17 protein-coding genes are annotated in these 20,067 nt (G+C 72.2%); 7 read left to right on the top strand and 10 right to left on the bottom strand.

The features are described from left to right. Positions 1–41: 41 nt before the first annotated feature. From ABUW04_RS34660 to ABUW04_RS34695, 8 genes are read right to left on the bottom strand one after another with little or no spacing between them, the layout of a single operon-like run. Complete coding sequence (locus tag ABUW04_RS34660; protein WP_380568391.1) at positions 42–911, bottom strand: amidohydrolase family protein; 870 nt, start codon at positions 909–911, stop codon at positions 42–44. Continuing rightward, a complete protein-coding gene (locus ABUW04_RS34665; RefSeq protein WP_380568392.1) occupies positions 908–1,555 on the bottom strand; it encodes a LutC/YkgG family protein in 648 nt (215 codons plus the stop codon). The genes ABUW04_RS34660 and ABUW04_RS34665 overlap by 4 nt, the downstream gene beginning before the upstream one ends. Further along, positions 1,552–3,036, bottom strand: coding sequence for a lactate utilization protein B (locus tag ABUW04_RS34670; protein WP_380568393.1), 1,485 nt, complete (start codon positions 3,034–3,036; stop codon positions 1,552–1,554). Before ABUW04_RS34670 ends, ABUW04_RS34665 begins: the two co-directional genes overlap by 4 nt. Then, positions 3,033–3,737, bottom strand: a complete 705-nt coding sequence (locus ABUW04_RS34675) for a (Fe-S)-binding protein (protein ID WP_380568395.1) — start codon at positions 3,735–3,737, stop codon at positions 3,033–3,035. The genes ABUW04_RS34670 and ABUW04_RS34675 overlap by 4 nt, the downstream gene beginning before the upstream one ends. Continuing rightward, on the bottom strand, positions 3,737–4,696 hold the full coding sequence (locus ABUW04_RS34680) for an aldo/keto reductase (protein ID WP_380568396.1): 960 nt from the start codon (positions 4,694–4,696) through the stop codon (positions 3,737–3,739). Before ABUW04_RS34680 ends, ABUW04_RS34675 begins: the two co-directional genes overlap by 1 nt. Before the next feature lie 36 nt (positions 4,697–4,732). Beyond that, entirely contained in the window at positions 4,733–5,491 is a 759-nt protein-coding gene (locus ABUW04_RS34685) for an SDR family NAD(P)-dependent oxidoreductase (protein ID WP_380568397.1), read from the bottom strand. Further along, a complete protein-coding gene (locus ABUW04_RS34690; RefSeq protein ID WP_380568398.1) occupies positions 5,488–6,870 on the bottom strand; it encodes an L-fuconate dehydratase in 1,383 nt (460 codons plus the stop codon). Before ABUW04_RS34690 ends, ABUW04_RS34685 begins: the two co-directional genes overlap by 4 nt. A gap of 29 nt (positions 6,871–6,899) precedes the next feature. After that, the gene (locus tag ABUW04_RS34695) at positions 6,900–7,751 is read right to left on the bottom strand and encodes a fumarylacetoacetate hydrolase family protein (RefSeq protein ID WP_380568399.1); all 852 of its coding nucleotides are present in this window, start codon (positions 7,749–7,751) and stop codon (positions 6,900–6,902) included. Positions 7,752–8,099: 348 nt separating this feature from the next. Here ABUW04_RS34695 and ABUW04_RS34700 point away from each other — a divergent pair, with 348 nt between their 5' ends. The 4 genes from ABUW04_RS34700 to ABUW04_RS34715 all read left to right on the top strand — a co-directional run bounded on the left by ABUW04_RS34700 (position 8,100) and on the right by ABUW04_RS34715 (position 12,624). Continuing rightward, on the top strand, positions 8,100–9,152 hold the full coding sequence (locus ABUW04_RS34700) for a sugar ABC transporter substrate-binding protein (protein WP_380568400.1): 1,053 nt from the start codon (positions 8,100–8,102) through the stop codon (positions 9,150–9,152). 61 nt (positions 9,153–9,213) lie between these two features. After that, a complete protein-coding gene (locus ABUW04_RS34705; RefSeq protein WP_380568401.1) occupies positions 9,214–10,827 on the top strand; it encodes a sugar ABC transporter ATP-binding protein in 1,614 nt (537 codons plus the stop codon). Next, positions 10,814–11,905, top strand: a complete 1,092-nt coding sequence (locus ABUW04_RS34710; protein WP_380568402.1) for an ABC transporter permease — start codon at positions 10,814–10,816, stop codon at positions 11,903–11,905. Before ABUW04_RS34705 ends, ABUW04_RS34710 begins: the two co-directional genes overlap by 14 nt. Before the next feature lie 23 nt (positions 11,906–11,928). Continuing rightward, the gene (locus ABUW04_RS34715) at positions 11,929–12,624 is read left to right on the top strand and encodes a FadR/GntR family transcriptional regulator (protein WP_030250488.1); all 696 of its coding nucleotides are present in this window, start codon (positions 11,929–11,931) and stop codon (positions 12,622–12,624) included. An 8-nt stretch (positions 12,625–12,632) separates the two neighbouring features. Here the strand turns inward: ABUW04_RS34715 and ABUW04_RS34720 are convergent, their stop codons facing one another. After that, positions 12,633–13,268 carry an NAD(P)-dependent oxidoreductase gene (locus tag ABUW04_RS34720; RefSeq protein ID WP_380568403.1) on the bottom strand — a complete coding sequence of 212 codons (636 nt, stop codon included), beginning with the start codon at positions 13,266–13,268 and terminating at the stop codon, positions 12,633–12,635. Positions 13,269–13,674: 406 nt separating this feature from the next. Between ABUW04_RS34720 and ABUW04_RS34725 the strand changes: the two genes are divergently transcribed. Further along, complete coding sequence (locus tag ABUW04_RS34725; protein ID WP_380568404.1) at positions 13,675–15,096, top strand: ricin-type beta-trefoil lectin domain protein; 1,422 nt, start codon at positions 13,675–13,677, stop codon at positions 15,094–15,096. 52 nt (positions 15,097–15,148) lie between these two features. Next, positions 15,149–17,362 (top strand): RICIN domain-containing protein, encoded by a 2,214-nt coding sequence (locus ABUW04_RS34730; protein WP_380568405.1) that lies wholly within the window; start codon positions 15,149–15,151, stop codon positions 17,360–17,362. Here ABUW04_RS34730 and ABUW04_RS34735 read toward each other — a convergent pair. Further along, a complete protein-coding gene (locus ABUW04_RS34735) occupies positions 17,349–18,416 on the bottom strand; it encodes a sigma-70 family RNA polymerase sigma factor (protein WP_380568406.1) in 1,068 nt (355 codons plus the stop codon). The two genes, ABUW04_RS34730 and ABUW04_RS34735, sit on opposite strands and share 14 nt — an antisense overlap. A gap of 160 nt (positions 18,417–18,576) precedes the next feature. On the opposite strand from ABUW04_RS34735, the gene ABUW04_RS34740 reads away from it, so the two are divergent. Beyond that, positions 18,577–20,007, top strand: coding sequence for a DHA2 family efflux MFS transporter permease subunit (locus ABUW04_RS34740; RefSeq protein ID WP_380568407.1), 1,431 nt, complete (start codon positions 18,577–18,579; stop codon positions 20,005–20,007). Positions 20,008–20,067 lie beyond the last annotated feature (60 nt).

The following is a 20,067-nucleotide window of genomic DNA, read 5'->3' on the forward strand; positions in this document are numbered from 1 at the left end:
GGCCCCGCCGCCCCCACCCCGGGGTGGGGACGGCGGGGCCCTCATGCTGTCGGCAGCCGGTAGGCGCGGACGGCGGTGCCGCCCAGGACCGCCCGCTGCTCGTCCTGGCCGAGCGCCGAGACCAGGTCGCGGGCGGTGTCCATGACCCGCCCGTAGTCGGCCGCCAGCGTGCACACCGGCCAGTCCGAGCCGGCCATCAGCCGGTCCGGACCGAAGGCGTCCAGCGCGGTCCCGACGTAGGGACGCAGGTCGGCGGTGCTCCAGCGGTGCCAGTCGGCCTCGGTGACCAGGCCGGAGAGCTTGGCGAAGGTGTTGGGGCGGAGCGCCAGCTCGCGCAGCCGGGTCGCCCACGGCTCCTGCTCCCCCGCCGCGATCGGCGGTTTGCCCAGGTGGTCCAGGACGAAGGTGAGACCGGGCAGCAGTTCGGCGGCCCTGGCCGCCGCCGGCAGCTGCTCCGGCAGCACCAGCAGGTCGTAGGCCAGACCGGCGTCGGCGACGGCGGCCAGGCCGCGCAGCACGTCGGGGCGGACCAGCCAGTCCGGGTCGGGCTCGCCCTGGACCTGGTGCCGGATGCCGACCAGGTACGCGCCGCCAGGGCCCTCCCGCAGCGCGGCCAGGGTGTCGGCGACCCCGTCGGCGGTCAGGTCGGTCCAGCCGACGACACCCGCGACCAGATCGCTGCCGGCCGCCAGGGCCAGGAACTCCGGGGTCTCCTCGGCCACCGTGACCGTCTGCACCAGCACGCTGGCGCCGACCCCGGCCGCCCGGGCCCGGGGCTCCAGCTCGTCCAGAGTGAAGTCCCGCCGCAGCGGGGCGAGTTCGGGGCCGGTGATCCAGTCCTGGTCACGCACCGAGAGGTCCCAGACGTGGTGGTGGGCGTCCACGACGCCGCTCGGGTCCACCGTGCTCATACGACCGGCTCCGCTCCGACGAGGACGACGACCAGGGTGCGCGGACCGTGCACGCCCTCCACCCGGTCGAGTTCGATGTCACTGGTGGCCGAGGGCCCGGAGACGAAGGTCAGCGGACGGGCCGGGTCCAGCGCGGCCAGCGCCTCGGGCACGTCGCCGACGATCTGCTCCTCGCGGACCACGCACAGGTGGTAGTCGGGCAGCAGGGTGAGTGCCCGGCGGCCCTGGCCGGGGCCGGTGTCCAGCACGATGGTGCCGGTCACCGCGATGCCGACCGCCGCGGTGGTCAACACCCCGTCCGCCGCGTCGAGTTCGGCCACGGTCAGCTGCGGGTCGTCGCCGAGGCGCTGCCAGGGGCCGTCGTCCGGGAGGAACTCCTCCGGGAAGCCGGGCGGCACCACCAGGCTGCGCACGCCCCTGCGCCGCAGCGCCTCGGCGACGGCCTGCTTCGCGTCCGCGGGTGCGGTGCGGACCACCTCGGCGCGGTAGTCGGCCACCCGGTCCGCGAACAGGCCGGTCGGGTCGTCGCCGGCGTGGTCGGCCAGGTAGTCGCGGGCCACCGGGACGTCCTGCGGGGCCTCGTCGGCGGGCACGTCCGCGAGGGCGGCACGGATGCGGCCGAGGACGGTGTCGCGGGCGTTCATCTGCTCTCTCCTGACCGGGTCTCGCCCGGATGGGTGCGCCGCCACCACGCATGGAAGGTCTCGGCCGGCGGCTGCGGGCTGTCCCGGCTGTCGGACCAGGCGCGCAGCGGGCCCGGCAGTCGGCCGATGCGTCCCTTCCGGGCCAGCAGATGGCTGCCCAGCCGGGCGCTGCGCTGGGCGGCGGACAGCCGGAGCGGGGTGGCCAGTGCGGCCGCTGCGGCCCGCATCACCAGTGCCTCGGGGGTCGGCGCACGGTGGCTGCGGCGCTTGGACTCGACCACCTCGGCCCGCAGATGGGCCAGTACCTCGGGGATGTTGATCTTCACCGGGCAGGCGTCGTAGCAGGCACCGCACAGGGTGGAGGCGAACGGCAGCGAGGGCGCCTTGTCGACCCCGGCCAGCTGCGGGGTGAGCACCGCGCCGATCGGCCCGGGGTAGACCGAGCCGTAGGCGTGGCCGCCGGTGCGCTCGTAGACCGGGCAGACGTTCAGGCAGGCCGAGCAGCGGATGCAGGCCAGCGCCTGGCGGCCGACGGTGTCGGCCAGGGTCGCGGTGCGGCCGTTGTCCAGCAGCACCAGGTGGAAGTCCTGCGGGCCGTCGCCGGGGGTGCGCCCGGTCCAAGTGGAGGTGTAGGGGTTCATCCGCTCGCCGGTGGAGCTGCGCGGCAGCAGCTGCAGGAACACCTCCAGGTCCGACCAGGCGGGCAGCACCTTCTCGATCCCCATCACGGTGATCAGGGTCTGCGGCAGGGTCAGGCACATCCGGCCGTTGCCCTCGGACTCGACCACCCCGACCGTCCCGGTCCCGGCGATGGCGAAGTTGGCACCGGAGACCGCCACCCGGGCCCGCAGGAACTTCTCCCGCAGGTGCAGCCTGGCCGCCTCCGCCAGTGCCCGCGGCTCGTCGGTGAGGCCCTCCGGGGCCGGGCGGCCCCAGGCCGCCATCTCCCGCCGGAAGATCCCCTGGATCTCGCCGCGGTTGCGGTGGATCGCCGGCACCAGGATGTGCGAGGGCCGGTCCCCGCCCAACTGCACGATCAGCTCGGCCAGATCGGTCTCGTAGGCGGCGATCCCGGCCTCGGCCAGCGCCTCGTTGAGGCCGATCTCCTGGGTGGCCATCGACTTGACCTTGACCACCTCGTCCGCGCCGGCGGCCCGCACCAGCTCGGTGACGATCCGGTTGGCCTGGTCGGCGTCGGCGGCCCAGTGCACCGTGCCGCCGGCCCGGGTCACCGACTCCTCCAACTCGACCAGGTAGCGGTCGAGATGACGGAGCGTCCGGCGCTTCAGCGCGGCCCCGGCCGCGCGCAGCTGCTCCCAGTCGGCCAGCTCGCCGGTCACCGCCAGCCGCTTGTCCCGGATGGTGCCGGTGGCCCGGCGCAGGTTGCCGCGCAGCTGGGTGTCGGCGAGGGCGGTCCTGGCCGCCTCGGGGAAGGCCGGGGTGTCCAGCCAGACCAGGCCGTCCCCGGTGCCGGTCGTCATCGGGCGTCCCCTTCGGTCGCAACGAGGATCTCGGCCAGGTGCAGGGTGCGCACGCCCGAGCGGATCCGGGAGAGCCCGCCGCCGATGTGCATCAGACAGGAGTTGTCGGCGGCGGAGAGGACTTCGGCGCCGGTGCGCAGCACGCAGTCGGCCTTGTCGGCGAGCATCGCCGCCGAGGTCCCGGCGTTCTTCAGGGCGAAGGTGCCGCCGAAGCCGCAGCAGGAGTCGGCAGCGGGCAGCTCCACCAGGTCGATGCCCTTGACCGCGCGCAGCAGCCGCAGCGGCCGGTCCCCCACCCGCAGCATCCGCAGCGAGTGGCAGGTCGGGTGGTAGGTCACCCGGTGCGGGAAGTACGCGCCCACGTCGGTCACCCCCAGCACGTCCACCAGGAACTCCGAGAGCTCGTACACCTGCGGCGGCCGGCTGCCGGTCAGCAGTTCGTGGCTGTCCCGCACCATGCCGGTGCAGGAGGCCGAGGGGCTGACCACGGCGTCGTAGCCGGCGAACACCTCGGCGAAGCGGCGGGCCAGCGGGGTCGCCTCGGGGCGGTAGCCGGTGTTGAAGTGCATCTGCCCGCAGCAGGTCTGGTCGAGCGGGAACTCCACGGTGTGGCCCAGCCGCTCCAGCAGCCGCACCACCGCCTTGCCGGTCTCCGGGTAGAGGGTGTCGTTGAAACAGGTGATGAACAGGGCCACCCGCATCAGCGCACCCCCTCCGTGGCGGCGAGGTCCGCCCAGAGCTGCTCCGGGATCTCCCGCCGGTACTGCGCCAGTGCGTCCTCGACCTGGGCGGCGTCGCGCAGCCCCAGCAGCACCCCGGCCACGGCCGGGTGGCGCAGCGGGTAGCGGGCGGCGGCGGCGCGCAGCGGGACGCCGTACCGCTCGCACACCTGCTGCAGCCGCAGCGCCCGGCCCAGCAGTTCGTCCGGTGCCGCGGCGTAGTCGTAGGTGGCGCCGGGGCTGGGGTCGGCCAGCAGACCGGAGTTGAAGACTCCTCCGACGACCACGGAGACCCCGCGCCGGGCCGCCTCCGGCAGCAGTTCGTCCAGGCCGCTGCCGTCCAGCAGCGAGAGCCGCCCGGCCAGCAGCACCACGTCCAGGTCGGTCTCGCGGACGAACCTGGTGGGCAGCGCGGTCTGGTTCATGCCGATGCCGATGGCGCCGACCACCCCCTCGGCGCGCAGCTGCTCCAGGGCCGGGTAGGCCTCGGTGAGGGCCTGCTCGGCGTGGTCGTCCGGGTCGTGCAGCAGGACGGTGTCCACCCGGTCGAGGCCCAGCCGGACCAGGCTCTGCTCCAGGCTGCGGCGGACGCCGTCGGCACTGAAGTCCCAGACCCGGCGGTGCGTGGCCGGGACGGCGAAGCCCTGGTCGTCCAGGCCGGTGGCGCCGGGGGTCGGCACCAGCAGCCGGCCGACCTTGGTGGACACGGTGTACTCGGCGCGCGGACGGTCCCGCAGGGCCGCGCCGAGCCTGCGCTCGGACAGGCCGAGGCCGTAGTGCGGTGCGGTGTCGAAGGAGCGGATGCCGCCGTCCCAGGCCGCCGCCACGGCCTCCGCCGCGTCCTGCTCGCCGACCTCGGTGAACAGCCCGGCGATCGCGGCCGCGCCGAAGGACAGTTCGGTCACCTCGGTCTTGCTGCGGCCCAGCGGGTGCGTGCGCATCGTCGGTACTCTCCTGTGCCTTCTCGTGGTTCTCGCTCAGCTCTCGGCGGGCGGCCGGAGCCGCAGGCCCTGCATACCACCGTCGACCGCCAGCGCGGTACCGGTGACCGATCCGGCGGCCGGGCTCAGCAGGTAGGCGATCGCGGCGGCCACCTCCTCCGCGGTGACCAGCCGGCCCTGCGGCTGACGGGCCATCAGTGCGGCCCGCTCGGCGGCCGGGTCCTCGGCGGCGTCCAGCAGCCGGCCGACCCAGGGGGTGTCCGCCGTCCCGGGGTTGACGCAGTTCACCCGGATGCCCTCGCGGACGTGGTCGGCCGCCATGGCCAGGGTGAGCGAGAGCACCGCGCCCTTGCTGGCGCTGTAGAGGGCGCGCTGGGGCAGCCCGGCGGTGGCGGCGATGCTGCAGGTGTTGACCACCGCGGCGTGCGCCGAGGCGCGCAGGTAGGGCAGGGCGGCGCGGCTGGTGCGCACCATGCCGAGCACATTGACGTCCAGCACCCGGTGCCACACCTGGTCGGGGTTGGACTCGACGGTGCCGGCCGCGCCGATGCCGGCGTTGTTGACCAGCAGGTCGAGCCCGCCCAGCGCCTCGGCCGCGGCCGCCACGGCGGCCCGTACCTCGGCGTCGTCGGTGACGTCGGCGCGGAAGCCCTGGAGCTCCTTGGGCAGGTCGTCGATCCCCCGGTCCAGGACGGCGACCGCCGCCCCGCGGTCGGCGAGCAACAGCGCCGTCGCCAGGCCGATGCCGGAGGACCCGCCGGTGACCAGGGCTCGCAGTCCGGTGAGTTCGCTCATGCGGGGATCTCCTGAGGTTGGTCGCGGAGGTCGGCGGCCCAGAAGGCACCGTCCGGATAGCTGTACTGGAGGATCGACTCCGGGCGCATCTGGGCGGAGAAGCCGGGCCCGGTGGGGGCCCGGTAGTGGCCGCGCCGGATCTCGACCGGGTCCAGGAAGTGCTCGTGCAGATGGTCCACGTACTCGATGACCCGGTCCTCAGTGGTGCCGGTCAGCGCGACGAAGTCGAACATGGACAGGTGCTGGACCAGCTCGCACAGCCCGACCCCGCCGGCGTGCGGGCAGACCGGGACGCCGAACCTGGCCGCGAGCAGCAGGATCGCCAGGTTCTCGTTGACCCCGCCGACCCGGGCCGCGTCCAGCTGCAGCACGTCGATCGCCCCGGCCTGGAGCAGCTGCTTGAACACCACCCGGTTCTGCACGTGCTCGCCGGTGGCCACCTTCACCGGGGCGACCGCGGCCCGGATCGCGGCGTGCCCGAGGACGTCGTCCGGGCTGGTGGGCTCCTCGATCCAGTACGGGTCGAACTCGCCCAGGGCCCGGGTCCACCGGATCGCCTCGTCGACGTTCCAGCGCTGGTTGGCGTCGACGGCCATCCTGATGTCCGGGCCGACGGCCGCCCTGGCGGTGCGGCAGCGGCGGATGTCGTCGGCCAGGTCGGCGCCGACCTTCAGCTTGATCTGGGTGAAGCCGTCCGCCAGCGCCTGCTGGGCCAGCCGGGTCAGCTTCTCGTCGGAGTAGCCGAGCCAGCCCGGCGAGGTGGTGTAGGCGGGGTAGCCCTCGGCGCGCAGCACCGCCTCGCGGGCGGCCCTTCCGGCCCGGCCGCGGGTCAGCAGTTCCAACGCCTCGTCGGGGGTGAGCGCGTCGGCGATGTAGCGGAAGTCCACCTGGCTGACCAGCCAGGCGGGGTCGGCGTCGGCGAGGAACTGCCACAGCGGCTTGCCGGCCGCCTTGGCGGCGAGGTCCCAGACGGCGTTGACGACGGCGCCGATGGCCATGTGCATCACCCCCTTCTCCGGGCCGAGCCAGCGCAGCTGGCTGTCGCCGATCAGGGCGCGGGACAGCGTCCCGGGGTCGGCGCACAGCTCGCTGACGGAGCGTCCGAGCACATGCGGGCGCAGCGCCTCGATCGCGGCGACCTGGACCTCGTTGCCGCGGCCGATGGTGAAGCTGAAGCCGTGGCCCTCGAGACCGTCGCCGGCGTCGGTGCGCAGCACCAGGTAGGCGGCGGAGTAGTCGGGGTCGGGGTTCATCGCATCCGAACCGTCCAACGACCGCGAGGTGGGGAAGCGGATGTCGTAGGTGTCGACGGCGATGACGCGCGCCGCTGCTGCGGGCATGCTGGGGCCTCTCGTGCTCGGACCGGGGCTCGGGCTCATCCGTGGGCTGTGCGGGCTCGTGCCCGGGCTCATGCCGGGACGAGGGTCTGCCGCTGGCTGCCGAGGCCGTCGATGGAGAGCTCCATGACGTCGCCGGGCCGCAGGTAGGGGTGGTCGGGCAGGCCGAGGGCGACGCCGGCCGGGGTGCCGGTGTTGATCACGTCCCCGGGCTCCAGCACCAGGTACTGGCTCAGGTAGTGGACGATGTGCGCCACCGTAAAGATCATGTTCTTGGTGCCGGACCGCTGCCGCTCGGTGCCGTTCACCGACAGCGCCAGCCCCAGGTCCTGCGGGTCGGCCACCTCGTCCGCGGTGACCAGCCAGGGGCCGAGCGGGTTGAAGCTCTCGCAGGACTTGCCGAGGTCCCACTGGCCCGAGTACTCCAGCTGGAACTCGCGCTCGGACACGTCGTTGCTGACGGCGTAGCCGGCCACGGCCTCCAGCGCCTCGGCGGGCGAGTCCAGGTAGCGGGCCCGGCGGCCGATCACCACCGCCAGCTCCACCTCCCAGTCGGTCTTCACCGACCCCCTGGGGATCAGCACCGGGTCGTACGGGCCCACCACCGTGCCGGGGTCCTTCATGAAGACCACCGGCCTGGGCGGGATCGCCGCTCCGGTCTCCTCGGCGTGGTCGCGGTAGTTGAGCCCGATGCAGACCACCTTCCCGGGCCGGGCCAGCGGCGCGCCGGTGCGCAGTCCGGTGCCGTCCAGCGGCGGCAGCGATCCGGCGGCCAGCGCCGCGCGCACCCGCTCGACCCCGCCGCCGGCCAGGAACGCGCCGTCGATGTCGGGGGTGAGGCCGGAGAGGTCCCGCAGCACCCCGTCCGCGCCGAGGAGCGCCGGGCGCTCCTGACCGACCGGTCCCATGCGCATCAACTTCACGCTGTGTGCCCATTCTTGAGGTTCCATCAGGAAGCAGCGGAGGCGGGTTCTCCCGGCTCGTTCCGCAACTGCCGGGAACTCTACCCAGCCCCCGCCGTCCCCACAAGTATTCATCGGAGGACTTGCCGGAAAACGCCTCAGCGCGGCCCGGTGGCCCCGGTCGCCGTCAGCAATTTTCCGTCAGTGCCAACAGCTTTTGCGCAGCTCCGGGGAGTTTCGGACGGCCGCCCTCCAGTTTCCGGAAAATTCATCGGAGGACACCCCTTGTCGGCCCCGCTTCCACCCTCGTATTCTCCGTTGCGCCCAGCCGCTGCACACCGATCGCACAGGCAGAGAAAAGAGTGAGCAATGAAGCTCGCAGGATCCCGCACCGCAGCCGCAGCAGCCACCGTCCTCGCCGTCGCCGCACTCGCCACCGCCTGCAACCGGGGCAGCACCACCAGCTCCGCCTCGGGCGGTGCGGCCAAGTCGCCGATAGGCATCGACCTGCCGCGCTCCGACTCGGACTTCTGGAACTCCTACGCCCAGTACGTCAACAAGTTCGTCGCCGCCGACGGTGACGCCACCCTGCCCATCAGCAACTCGCAGAACGACATCACCAAGCTGGTGGCCAACGTCCAGGTCTTTGAGAACACCGGGGCCAAGGCCGTGGTGATGGCGCCGCAGGACACCGGGGCCATCGCCTCCACCCTGGACGCCCTGGCCGCCAAGAACATCCCGGTGGTGAGCGTCGACACCCGGCCCGACAAGGGCAAGGTCTACATGGTGGTGCGCGCCGACAACCGCGCCTACGGCACCAACGCCTGCCAGTTCCTGGGCAAGCAGCTGGCCGGCAAGGGCAAGGTCGCCGAGTTCGAGGGCGACCTCACCTCGATCAACGGCCGGGACCGCTCCGAGGCCTTCGCCTCCTGCATGAAGCAGAACTTCCCCGGCATCACCGTCTACCCGCTGGTCACCAACTGGGACGGCTCGGTCGCCTCCAGCAAGCTGCAGACCCTGCTCGCCCAGCACCCCGACATCAACGGCCTCTACATGCAGGCCGGCGGGGTGTTCCTGCAGCCCACCCTGGCCCTGCTGCAGCAGAAGGGGCTGCTCAAGCCGGCCGGCACCGCCGGGCACATCACCATCATCTCCAACGACGGCATCCCGGCCGAGTTCGACGCCATCCGCAAGGGCCAGATCGACGCCACCATCTCCCAGCCGGCCGACCTCTACGCCAAGTACGCGCTGTACTACGCGGAGGCCGCGGTCCAGGGCAAGACCTTCAAGCCGGGCCCGACCGACCACAACTCCACCATCATCCAGCTGCCCAACGGGCTGGAGGACCAGCTGCCGGCCCCGCTGGTGACCAAGGCCAACGTCGACGACAAGACGCTGTGGGGCAACACCATCGGCAAGTGACCGGCGCCTCGTCCACGGCGCACCCAGCGCCGCAGCACCCCAGCGAAAGGACGGCAACCCCGTGCCGGACCGAGTGCCCGAACCAGCCCTGGAGCCAGAACCGGAGCTCCCGGCCCCCGTCGTGGAGGCCACCGGGATCTCCAAGCGCTACGGCGCCACCGTCGCGCTCCACCAGGCCCGGATCACGGTCCGGCCGGGCGAGTCGCACGCCCTGGTGGGGCGGAACGGGGCCGGCAAGTCGACCCTGGTCTCCGTCCTCACCGGGATGCAGCGCCCCGACAGCGGCAGCCTGCGCTTCCACGGCGAGCCCGCCCCGGCCCTCGGCGACACCGACGCCTGGCGGGCCCGGGTGGCCTGCGTCTACCAGCACTCCACCATCCTCCCGGACCTCAGCGTCGCCGAGAACCTCTTCTTGAACAGGCAGAGCGCCGCAGCGCCGCGTCCGATCCGCTGGCGCGAACTGCGCCGCCGCGCCGCCGACCTGCTGACCGAGTACGGCGTCGACATCGACCCGGCCCGGCGGGCCAGGGAACTGACGGTGGAGCAGCGGCAGTTCGTGGAGATCGCCCGGGCGCTGTCCTTCGGCGCCCGGTTCATCGTGCTGGACGAGCCCACGGCCAAGCTGGACGCCCGGGGCATCGACCGGCTCTTCGGCAAGCTCCGCGAGCTCCAGCAGCGGGGCGTGGCCTTCCTGTTCATCTCGCACCACCTGGCCGAGGTGTTCGAGCTGTGCACCACGGTCACCGTGTACCGGGACGCCCGGCACATCCTCACCACCGGGGTGGCCGGGCTCAGCCCCGACGCCCTGGTGGAGGCGATGACCGGCGAGCAGTCGGCCCCGACGGCCGCCCCCGCCGGCGCGGCCGGGACCGCGACCGGGACCGGGAAGGGCGCCGAACTGCTGCGGGTCACCGGCCTCACCCTGCCCGGTGCCTTCCAGGACGTCACCCTCTCGCTGCACGCCGGCGAGGTGCTCGGCCTGGCCGGTGGCGCGGCCAGCGGCAACGTCCGGCTCGGCGAGACCCTGGCCGGGCTGCACCGGGCCAGGTCCGGCCGGATCGAGGTGGCCGGCGAGGCGGTGCGCGGCGGCGACGTCCCGGCGGCGCTGGCCGCCGGGGTCGGCCTGGTGCCCGAGGACCGCCGGGCCCAGGGGCTGGTGCTGCAGCGCAGCGTGGCGGAGAACGCCACCCTGACGGTCAGCGACCAGCTGGGCCGCTACGGCACCGTACTGCCGTCGCGGATCCGGGAGTTCGCCCAGCGGATGGTCACGGACCTGGACATCAAGACGCCGAGGTCGGACACTCCGGTCTCGGCCCTGTCCGGGGGCAACCAGCAGAAGGTGGTGGTGGCCAGGGCGCTGGCCACTGACCCGCAGGTGCTGGTGGCGATCCGCCCTACCAACGGCGTCGATGTGAAGTCCAAGGAGTTCCTGCTGGCCAGGATCCGCCGGGTGGCCGACCAGGGCCGTTCGGCGCTGGTGGTCTCCGACGAGCTGGACGACCTGCGCGGCTGCGACCGAGTGGTGGCCATGTTCCACGGCGGGGTGGTCGCCGAGTTCGGCCCCGGCTGGACCGACGAACAGCTGGTGGCCGCCATGGAGGGGATGGCCGCCGGTACGCACCAGAGCGGGCACCGGAACGAGACCGAGAGGGAGAACGACGATGTCCAGCAGTGAGCTCGCCCCGAAGGCGGAGGCCACCGCCGCCGCGCCGGCCGCACCGGCAGCCGGCTCAGGGGCCGGCGCGGGGACCGGCACCGGCTCCGAACCGGCGGCCGCCCGGGACGGCTTCTCCTTCGCCCGCTACCGGGAACTGTCGCTGATCCCGGTGCTGCTGGTGATGTGCGTGATCGGCTTCATCGTCTCGCCGGCCTTCCTGACCTCGGCCAATCTGCTCGGGGTGGCCCAGCAGGCCACCGAGCTGAGCCTGCTGGTGCTGGCCGAGGCGCTGATCCTGATCTCCGGGCGGATGGACCTGTCGCTGGAGTCCACCATCGGCGTCGCCCCGGTGATCGCGGTGTGGCTGGTGCTGCCCCAGCACGGCGGCCGGTTCCAGGGGCTGGCCCTGATGCCGACCTGGACCGCGATCCCGCTCTGCCTGCTGGTGGGCGCGCTGATCGGCGGGCTGAACGGCTTCCTGATCCTGAAGCTGCGGCTGAACGGCTTCATCGTCACCCTGGGCGCCCTGACCATGCTTCGCGGGTTGCAGATCGCGGTCTCCCGGGGCCAGTCAATCGTGGAGCTGCCCAGCTCCTTCACCTACCTGGGCCGGGCCTCCTGGCTGGGGGCGCCGGCCTCGATCTGGATCTGCGCGCTGCTGTTCCTGGTCGGCGGCCTGGCCATGGGCTGGCTCAGGCACGGCCGGGCGCTGTACGCCATCGGCGGCAACACCGAGGCGGCCCGCACCGCGGGCATCAGGGTGGACCGGGCGGTGTGGTCGGTGCTGGTCATCGGCGGGGTACTGGCTGCTTTCGCCGGTATTCTCTACACCGGCCACTACGGCTCGATCTCGGCGGACCAGGGCAGCGGCTGGATCTTCCAGGTCTTCGCGGCGACGGTGATCGGCGGGGTCAGCCTGAACGGCGGCCGCGGCACCCTGTTCGGCGCGCTGACCGGGGTGCTCACCCTGCAGCTGGTCGTCAATGTGATGACCCTGGCCGGGGTGCCCCCGCTGTGGAACCAGTTCCTGAACGGCGCGATCATCATCCTCGCGCTGATCATCTCCCGCTTCGCCGCCGGCGAGCAGCAGGAGTAGTACCGACCGACCCGAGGAGTGCCATGGCCGTCACCGACGAGGCGATCGCCCGGATCAAGGAGATGATCGTCACCGGCCTGCTGCCGGCCGGCGCCCGGCTGCCGCGCGAGGAGGACCTGGCGGTCCAGCTCGGGATCTCCCGCAACTCGCTGCGGGAGGCGGTCAGGGCACTCACCGCGATGCGGATCCTGATCAGCAGGCAGGGCGACGGCACCTATGTCTCCAGCCTGGAGCCGCAGCTGCTGCTGGAGGAGCTGTCCTTCGTCGCGGACGTCTCGCACGGCGACTCGGCGGCCCAACTCCTGGAGGTGCGGCGGCTGCTGGAGCCGCAGGCGACCGCGCTGGCGGCGCACCGGATCACCGACGAGGGCCTGGCGGCGCTGCGGGTGGTGCTGGAGAGCAGCATGAAGGCCGACAGCGTGGAGACCTTCATCGCCTGGGACATCGCCTTCCACCGGGCGATCGTGGACACCGTCGGCAACCCGGTTCTGTCGCTGCTGCTGGACACCCTGTCCACGCACACCCAGCGGGTCCGCATCGTCCGCGGCGCCCATCTGGCCACTGCGCTGGAGTCGGTGCACCGGGAGCACGAGGCCATCCTCCGCGCCCTGGAGGCCCACGACGGCCAGCTCGCCGCCTCCGCCGCGATGCTGCACGTCTCGGCGGTGGAGCAGTGGCTCCAGGCGCGCACCACCGACCTGCTGTCGGGCGGTCAGTAGGCGAGCCGTCAGTAGGCGATCCCCACCGGCTGCTTGACCGTGGCCGGGTCGTCCAGCGCGGCGAGCATGGCGTGGGCGACGTCGGCCCGGGAGATGGACCAGCCCTTGGGCACCGCGGCGCCGACGGTCCGGCGGTAGCCGCCGGTCAGCGGCGCGTCCTTGAGCTGGGGCGGCCGGAACGAGGTCCACTCCAGGTCGGAGGCGGCCAGTGTGGCCTCCATATCCGCCAGGTCCGCGTAGACGCCCTTGAGCACCCGCCGGATCATCGGGGTGGCCAGGTAGCGCAGCAGCAGCGCGTCGTGCTCCGGGACCGGGAAGAGCGGGGCGGCGCTGATCACCACGATCCGGCGGACCTCGGCGGCGTCCATCGCCTGGACGATCGCCGCGGTGGCGGCCCCGGCGATCCCGGGCGACCTGCGGCCGTGCGGCCCGAGGCCGGAGAGCACCGCGTCCCGCCCGGTCAGGTGCGGGACCAGCGACCAGCCGTCGGTGACGTCGGCGGTGACGATCCGCAGCCCGGGGTCGACCAGCGGCAGCCTGGCCTTCTCCCGCACCACGGCGGTGACCTGGTGCCCGGCCTCCAGGGCCTGCCGGACGATCTGTCCGCCGACCCCGCCGGTGGCACCGAAGACTGTGACGTTCATGACTTCTCCTTCGTGGTGGGGCACTCACCCCTCTGACGCCCGACACCCGAAGAGTGTGACCGCCGTGACTGTTGCTCTTCCGCTGAGTGTTGATCGCTGAAAATGAGAGCGCTCTCAGAAACACTTGACGACCATTCAACGGCCGCAATCCCGATCGAAGTTCACAGCACCCGGGCTGAGCTGGGCAGACGGATGTAACAACGCCCGGATTACCAACTCAAATTGGCCCAGACCATTGACGTGGCCATGTGACATGAGTTCAATCAGGCCCTGAGCACAGTTGCCGAGAGAGCGCTCACAGCGTTCATTTCCTGAACGCTCGTCGGCCTGCCCGGGGCAACACCCCCACCGTCCCCGGGCGCACCCCCACCGTCCCCAGGAGGACACCGCCATGCTCAGGTTCAGCATGCCCAGAGCCCGATCAGCCGTCACCGCCGCACTCGTCGTCCCGCTGGCCGCAGCCGGACTGGTGCTCAGTGGCAGCGGCGCCGCGCACGCGGCCGCCAACCCGGGCCCGGGCTTCCCGGCGCACTACGCCGCGCCCTACGTGGAGACCTGGAACTCCCCCTCCGCGATGGCCTCCGCCGAGTCCGCCACCGGGCTGAAGTACTTCACCCTGGCCTTCGTCATCGCCGGCAGCGGCTGCACCCCGACCTACAACGGCGACACCTCCATCTCGGACGCGAGCTGGACCAGCGCCATCAACACGCTGCGGGCCTCCGGCGGCGACGTCATCGCCTCCTTCGGCGGAGCGTCCGGGACCGAGCTGGCCCAGGCCTGCACCACCGTCGCCTCGCTGCAGGCCGCGTACAAGACGGTCATCGACACGCTCAACCTGACCCGGGTCGACCTGGACGTCGAGGGCGCGGCGCTCAACGACACCGCCGCCAACGACCGCCGCAACCAGGCGCTGGCCAACCTGCAGACCGCGTACGCCGCTTCGGGGAAGACGCTGTCGGTGGACTACACCCTGCCGGTGGACCCGTCCGGCCTGGAGTCCAACTCGCTCAGCCTGCTGAACAACGCCAAGAGCCACAACCTCAACGTCAACCTGGTCAACATCATGACCATGGACTACGGGCCCAACGAGGACATGGGCGCGGCCGCGATCAGCGCCGCCAACGGGCTGCACAGCCAGCTCGGCGCGATCTGGACCAGCAAGACCTCGGCCCAGCTCTGGGCCATGGAGGGGAACACCCCGATGCTCGGGGTCAACGACTCCACCAACGAGGTGTTCAGCACCGCCAACGCCTCCAGCCTGGAGAGCTTCGCCGCGAGCAACGGCATCCAGGAGCTGTCGTACTGGTCGCTGGGCCGTGACAAGGCCTGCGCCGCGGTCGGCACCTACTCCGACACCTGCAGCGGCACCGCGCAGAGCACCTACCAGTTCGCCTCCATCTTCAACGGGCTGACCGGCAGCAGCGGCGGCGGTGGCACCACCGCGCCGACCGGCGCGATCACCGGCTACGGCGGCAAGTGCGTGGACGTCGCCGGCGCCGCCACCGCCAACGGCACCGCGGTCCAGCTCTACGACTGCAACGGCACCGGCGCGCAGAGCTGGACCGTCGCCGCCAACGGCTCGCTGCAGGCGCTCGGCAAGTGCATGGACGTCACCGCGGCCGGCACCGCCAACGGCACCCAGATCCAGCTGTACGACTGCAACGGCACCGGCGCCCAGCAGTGGACGCACCAGAGCAACGGCGAACTGGTCAACACGGCCTCCGGCAAGTGCCTCGACGCCACCGGGCCCAGCTCGGCCAACGGCACCCGGCTGCAGATCTGGACCTGCGCCGACAGCGCCAACCAGCAGTGGACCATCCCGAGCTGACCCCGCCCGCGCGCAACCCGTCGTCACCTCGACGACCCCTTGGAAGGCACCCATGCGAAAAGCTCAGAAGGCGCGCGCGGCGATAGCCGCGTCGGCGCTGGTCGCCGGCGGTCTGACCGTCGCGCTCGTCCCCTCCGCCTCGGCCGCCTCGGCGACCGTCAGCTCCGGGACGACCTACACCGTCACCAACGTCAACAGCGGCAAGTGTGTCGACGCCGCCGCCGCGGCCACCGCCAACGGCACCGCGGTCCAGCAGTACACCTGCAACGGCACCACCGCCCAGCAGTGGGTCTTCACCGCCACCAGCGGCGGCTACTACCAGGTCGGCAGCGCCAACAGCGCCGCGCAGGTGTGGGACGTCACCAATGTCTCCACCGCCGACAGCGCCCTGGTCCAGCTGTGGGCCTACGGCGGCGGCAACAACCAGCAGTGGCTGCCGGTCGCCGAGGCCAGTGGCAGCTACCACTTCGTCAACCGCAACAGCGGCAAGTGCCTGGACACCCCGTCGGCCTCCACCGCCGACAGCGTCCAGCTGCAGCAGTACACCTGCAACGGCACCGCCGCCCAGTCGTTCAACCTCAGCACCACCGCCGGGGGCGGGACGACCACACCGCCGGCCGGCACCCCGGACTTCGGCTCCAACGTGCTGACCTTCGACCCGTCGGAGTCCAGCGCCACCATCCAGAGCCAGATCGACGCGGTCTACAACAGCCAGCAGACCAACCAGTTCGGCACCCAGCGCTACGCCCTGCTGTTCAAGCCCGGCTCGTACAACGTCAACGTCCCGGTGGGCTTCTACACCCAGGTGCTGGGCCTCGGGCAGAACCCCAACCAGGTCACCATCACCGGCGGCGGCGTCAACGCCGACGCGCAGTGGGACGGCGGCAACGCCACCCAGAACTTCTGGCGTTCCGTCGAGAACCTCACCGACAGCCCGTCCAGCGGGACGGTCAAGTGGGCCGTCTCGCAGGCCTCGCCGATGCGCCGGGTGCACGTCACCGGCAACATGGTGCTGGACGACAACGGCGGCTGGTCCAGCGGCGGTTCGCTGAGCGACTCGCAGATCAACGGGCAGATCAACTCGGGCAGCCAGCAGCAGTGGCTGTCGCGCAACAGCTCCTGGGGCAGCTGGACCGGCTCCAACTGGAACATGGTCTTCGTCGGCGACACCAACGCGCCCTCGAACAGCTTCCCCAGCCCGCCCTACACCACGGTCGCGCAGACCCCGACCATCGCCGAGAAGCCGTACCTCTACGTCGACTCCTCCGGCAACTACCAGGTCTTCGTGCCCAGCGACCGGACCAACAGCAGCGGCAGCACCTGGTCCGCCACCGGCAACACGGCCGGCACCTCGCTGCCGATCAGCCAGTTCTACATCGCCAAGCCGACCGACACCGCGGCCACCATCAACGCGGCGCTGGCGGCCGGTCAGAACCTGCTGTTCACCCCGGGCGTCTACCACCTCACCGACACCATCAGGGTGACCCGGGCCGACACCGTGGTGCTCGGCCTCGGCCTGGCCACGCTGGAGGCCGACAACGGCGTCACCGCGATGTCCACCGCCGACGTCAACGGCGTCCGCATCGGCGGGCTGCTGTTCGACGCCGGGACCACCAACTCCCCGGTGCTGCTGCAGGTCGGCCCGACCGGTTCGACCGCCGACCACAGCGCCGACCCGACCGTGCTGTCCGACGTCTTCGCCCGCATCGGCGGCGCGGCCGTCGGCAAGGCGACCGTCAGCGTGCAGATCAACAGCAACAACGTGATCGGCGACGACTTCTGGCTGTGGCGCGCCGACCACGGCAGCGGGGTCGGCTGGACCTCCAACACCGCGCAGAACGGCCTGGTGGTCAACGGCGCCAACGTCACCATGTACGGGCTGGCCGCCGAGCACTACCAGCAGTACGCGGTGCTCTGGAACGGGAACGGGGGCCGCACCTACTTCCTGCAGAACGAGCTCCCGTACGACCCGCCGAACCAGGCCAGTTGGATGAACGGCAGCACCAACGGCTACGCCGCCTACAAGGTGGCCGCCGGGGTCACCAGCCACGAGGCCTGGGGGCTGGGCGTGTACTGCTACTTCAACGTCAACTCCTCGGTCGTGGCGGACCACGCCATCGAGGTCCCGCAGGTCTCCGGCGTGAAGCTGCACGACATGGTCACCGTGTCGCTCGGCGGCGTCGGCACCATCAGCCACATCGTCAACAGCACCGGAGGCCCGTCCAACTCCTCCACCAACGTGGCGGACCTGGTCAGCTACCCGTAGCCGACCCGTCCACCGCAACGCCCCGCCCCGCCGAGGTCCGCTCCTCGGCGGGGCGGACCCGTTCCAGCCCGAACACCGGGAACAGCGACAGGTCCTGGAAGGCGTTGATCCGGGTGACCGCGCCGCCGTCCTGATCCAGCGTCAGCACCTGGATGGAGTGGGCGTGCAGGCTGCCGTCCGGATCCAGCCGGTAGGTCGCCAGCGCCGGCTGCCCGTTGGCCGCGGTCCGCACCGCCCGGATCCGCTGCGAGGTGATCAGGACCCGGGTGGACAGGAACCGCACCGCCGCGTCCCGCCCGCTGAACCAGTCCGGGTGCGGCGGCATCTCCAGCACCACGTCCCGCGCCAGCAGCCGGCTCACCGCGGCCATGTCCCCGGCCTCGAACGCGGCGGCATAGCTGTCCAGCAGCGCCCGCCGGCGCGGGTCGCGCGGCTCGCGCACCCGCTCCTCCGCCAGCGCGGCCTGGTCGATCTGGGCTCTGGCCCGCTGCAGCAGGCTGTTGACGGCGAACACCGAGACCCCGAGCAGCTCGGCCACCTCGGCCGCCCGCCAGTCCAGCACCTCACGCAGGATCAGCACCGCCCGCTGCCGCGGCGGCAGGTACTGCAGCGCCGCGACCAGCGCCAACCGCACCCCGGCCCGCGAGGCGACCACGGCCGCCGGGTCGGCGGGGTCGGTGCCACCGGGCCCGAAGCCGATCAGCGCGTCCGGGATCGGCTGCAGCCAGGGCACCTCCGGGAGCGGCCGCCGCAGCGGCCCGTCCAGCGCGCTGTTGGACGTCCCCAGCCCGGACGGCAGCGGCCGCCGGCTGCGGCCCTCCAGCGCGCGCAGACAGGCGTTGGTGGCGATCCGGTACAGCCAGGTGCGCAGCGAGGAGCGCCCCTCGAACCGCCCGAAGGAGTTCCAGGCCCGCAGCATGGTCTCCTGCAGCAGGTCCTCGGCGTCGTGCACCGACCCCAGCATCCGGTAGCAGTGCGCCAGCAGCTCCCGCCGGAACGGATCGGTGAGCCGGACGAAGTCCTCGCTGCGCTCCATGGTCTCCACCATCGCCATCGCCATCCCTACTCGGTCCCAGTGTGTGCCGTCCTCGGCCCCGACGAGTACTGATCCCGGCGGTGAGCGGAACTCATCGGTGAATCGGGGCGACCCCCCGGATCGGTACCGGGTGATTCGCCACCCGTCCCGACCGCTATCGCTCCGAGGAGCAGTGAGCATGTCCTCCGTCGTCAGCACCCCGAAACAGCGCTGGGTCCTCGCCCTGGCCTCGACCTCCTCCTTCATGATCGCCATGGACGGCACCGTGGTCGCCACGGCGCTCAGCACGATCCGCCGCGATCTCGGCGCCTCCCTGGAGACCCTCCAGTGGACCGTCAACGCCTACATCCTCAGCTTCGCCGTCCTGCTGCTGACCGGCGCCGCCCTCGGCGACCGCTACGGCCGTCGCCGGATGCTCGCCGTCGGCCTCGGCCTGTTCACCACCGCCTCCGCGGCCTGCGCGCTGGCGCCCGGCATCGGTGCGCTGATCGCCGCCCGCGCGGTCCAGGGCGCGGGCGCGGCACTGGTGCTGCCGCTGGCGATGACCCACCTCAGCGCCGCCTTCCCGCCCCGGCAGCGGGGGCGCGCCCTCGGCCTCTTCAGCGGGCTGACCGGGCTGGCCACCTGCAGCGGCCCCTTCGTCGGCGGAGCGGTCGCGCAGGGGCTGGCCTGGCAGTGGATCTTCTGGATCAACATCCCGATCGGCCTGGTCGCCGTGGTGCTGGTCCGGCTGCGCCTGGACGAGAGCACCGGGCCCACCGTGCGCTTCGACACCGCCGGCGTCGCCCTCGCCACCGGCGGAGCGCTGGGCCTGGTCTGGGGCCTGGTCCGGGGCAACGACGCGGGCTGGGGCAGCGCGGAGGTCCTCGGCGCGCTGGTCGCCGGAGCGGTCCTGACGGTCGGCTTCGTCGGCTGGGAGCTGCGCAGCGCGGCCCCGATGCTGCCGATGCGCTTCTTCCGCAACCGCACCTTCGCGGCTGCCAACACGTCCAACTTCTGCCTGACCGCGGGCCTCTACGGCACCCTGTTCTTCCTCGCGCAGTACCTGCAGACCGCCCTCGGCCACGGGCCGCTGGCGGCGGGACTGCGGCTGATGACCTGGACCGGGGTGCTGATGGTCTGCGGCCCGGTCGCCGGCAGCCTGGCCGACCGCCTCGGCGAACGTCCGCTGCTGGTCGCCGGGATGCTGCTGCAGGCGACGGGCGGCGCATGGCTGGCGCTGGAGGCGACCCCCTCGCTCCCCTACGACCGTTTGGTCGCACCGCTGTTGATCAGCGGCCTGGGCATCTCCATGGCAATGCCCTGCGCGCAGAAGGCCGTTGTCACCGCCGTGGCCCCGGCCGAGATCGGCCAGGCCTCCGGCGCCTTCAACATGCTCCGCCAACTCGGCGGCGTCTTCGGCGTCGCCCTGTGCGCGGCCGTCTTCACCGCCTCCGGCAGCTACGCCTCGGCGCGCACCTTCACCGACGGCTTCAGCGCGGCGATGTGGGTGACCGCCGGCCTGGCCCTGGTGGGTGCCCTGGCCGGCACCGCCGTACGGCACACCCGACCGCCGACCCCCACCACGGAACTGCCCACGGACCGACGGGAGGTGGAGGTCACCGGCTGAACCGGACAAACCCTCCCGAACCAGCGTCAAAATCTACGCCCGTAGCCAATGCGCGTAGAC

Origin of the sequence: Streptacidiphilus jeojiensis, assembly GCF_042510965.1 — a bacterium.
Taxonomy (GTDB): domain Bacteria; phylum Actinomycetota; class Actinomycetes; order Streptomycetales; family Streptomycetaceae; genus Streptacidiphilus; species Streptacidiphilus jeojiensis.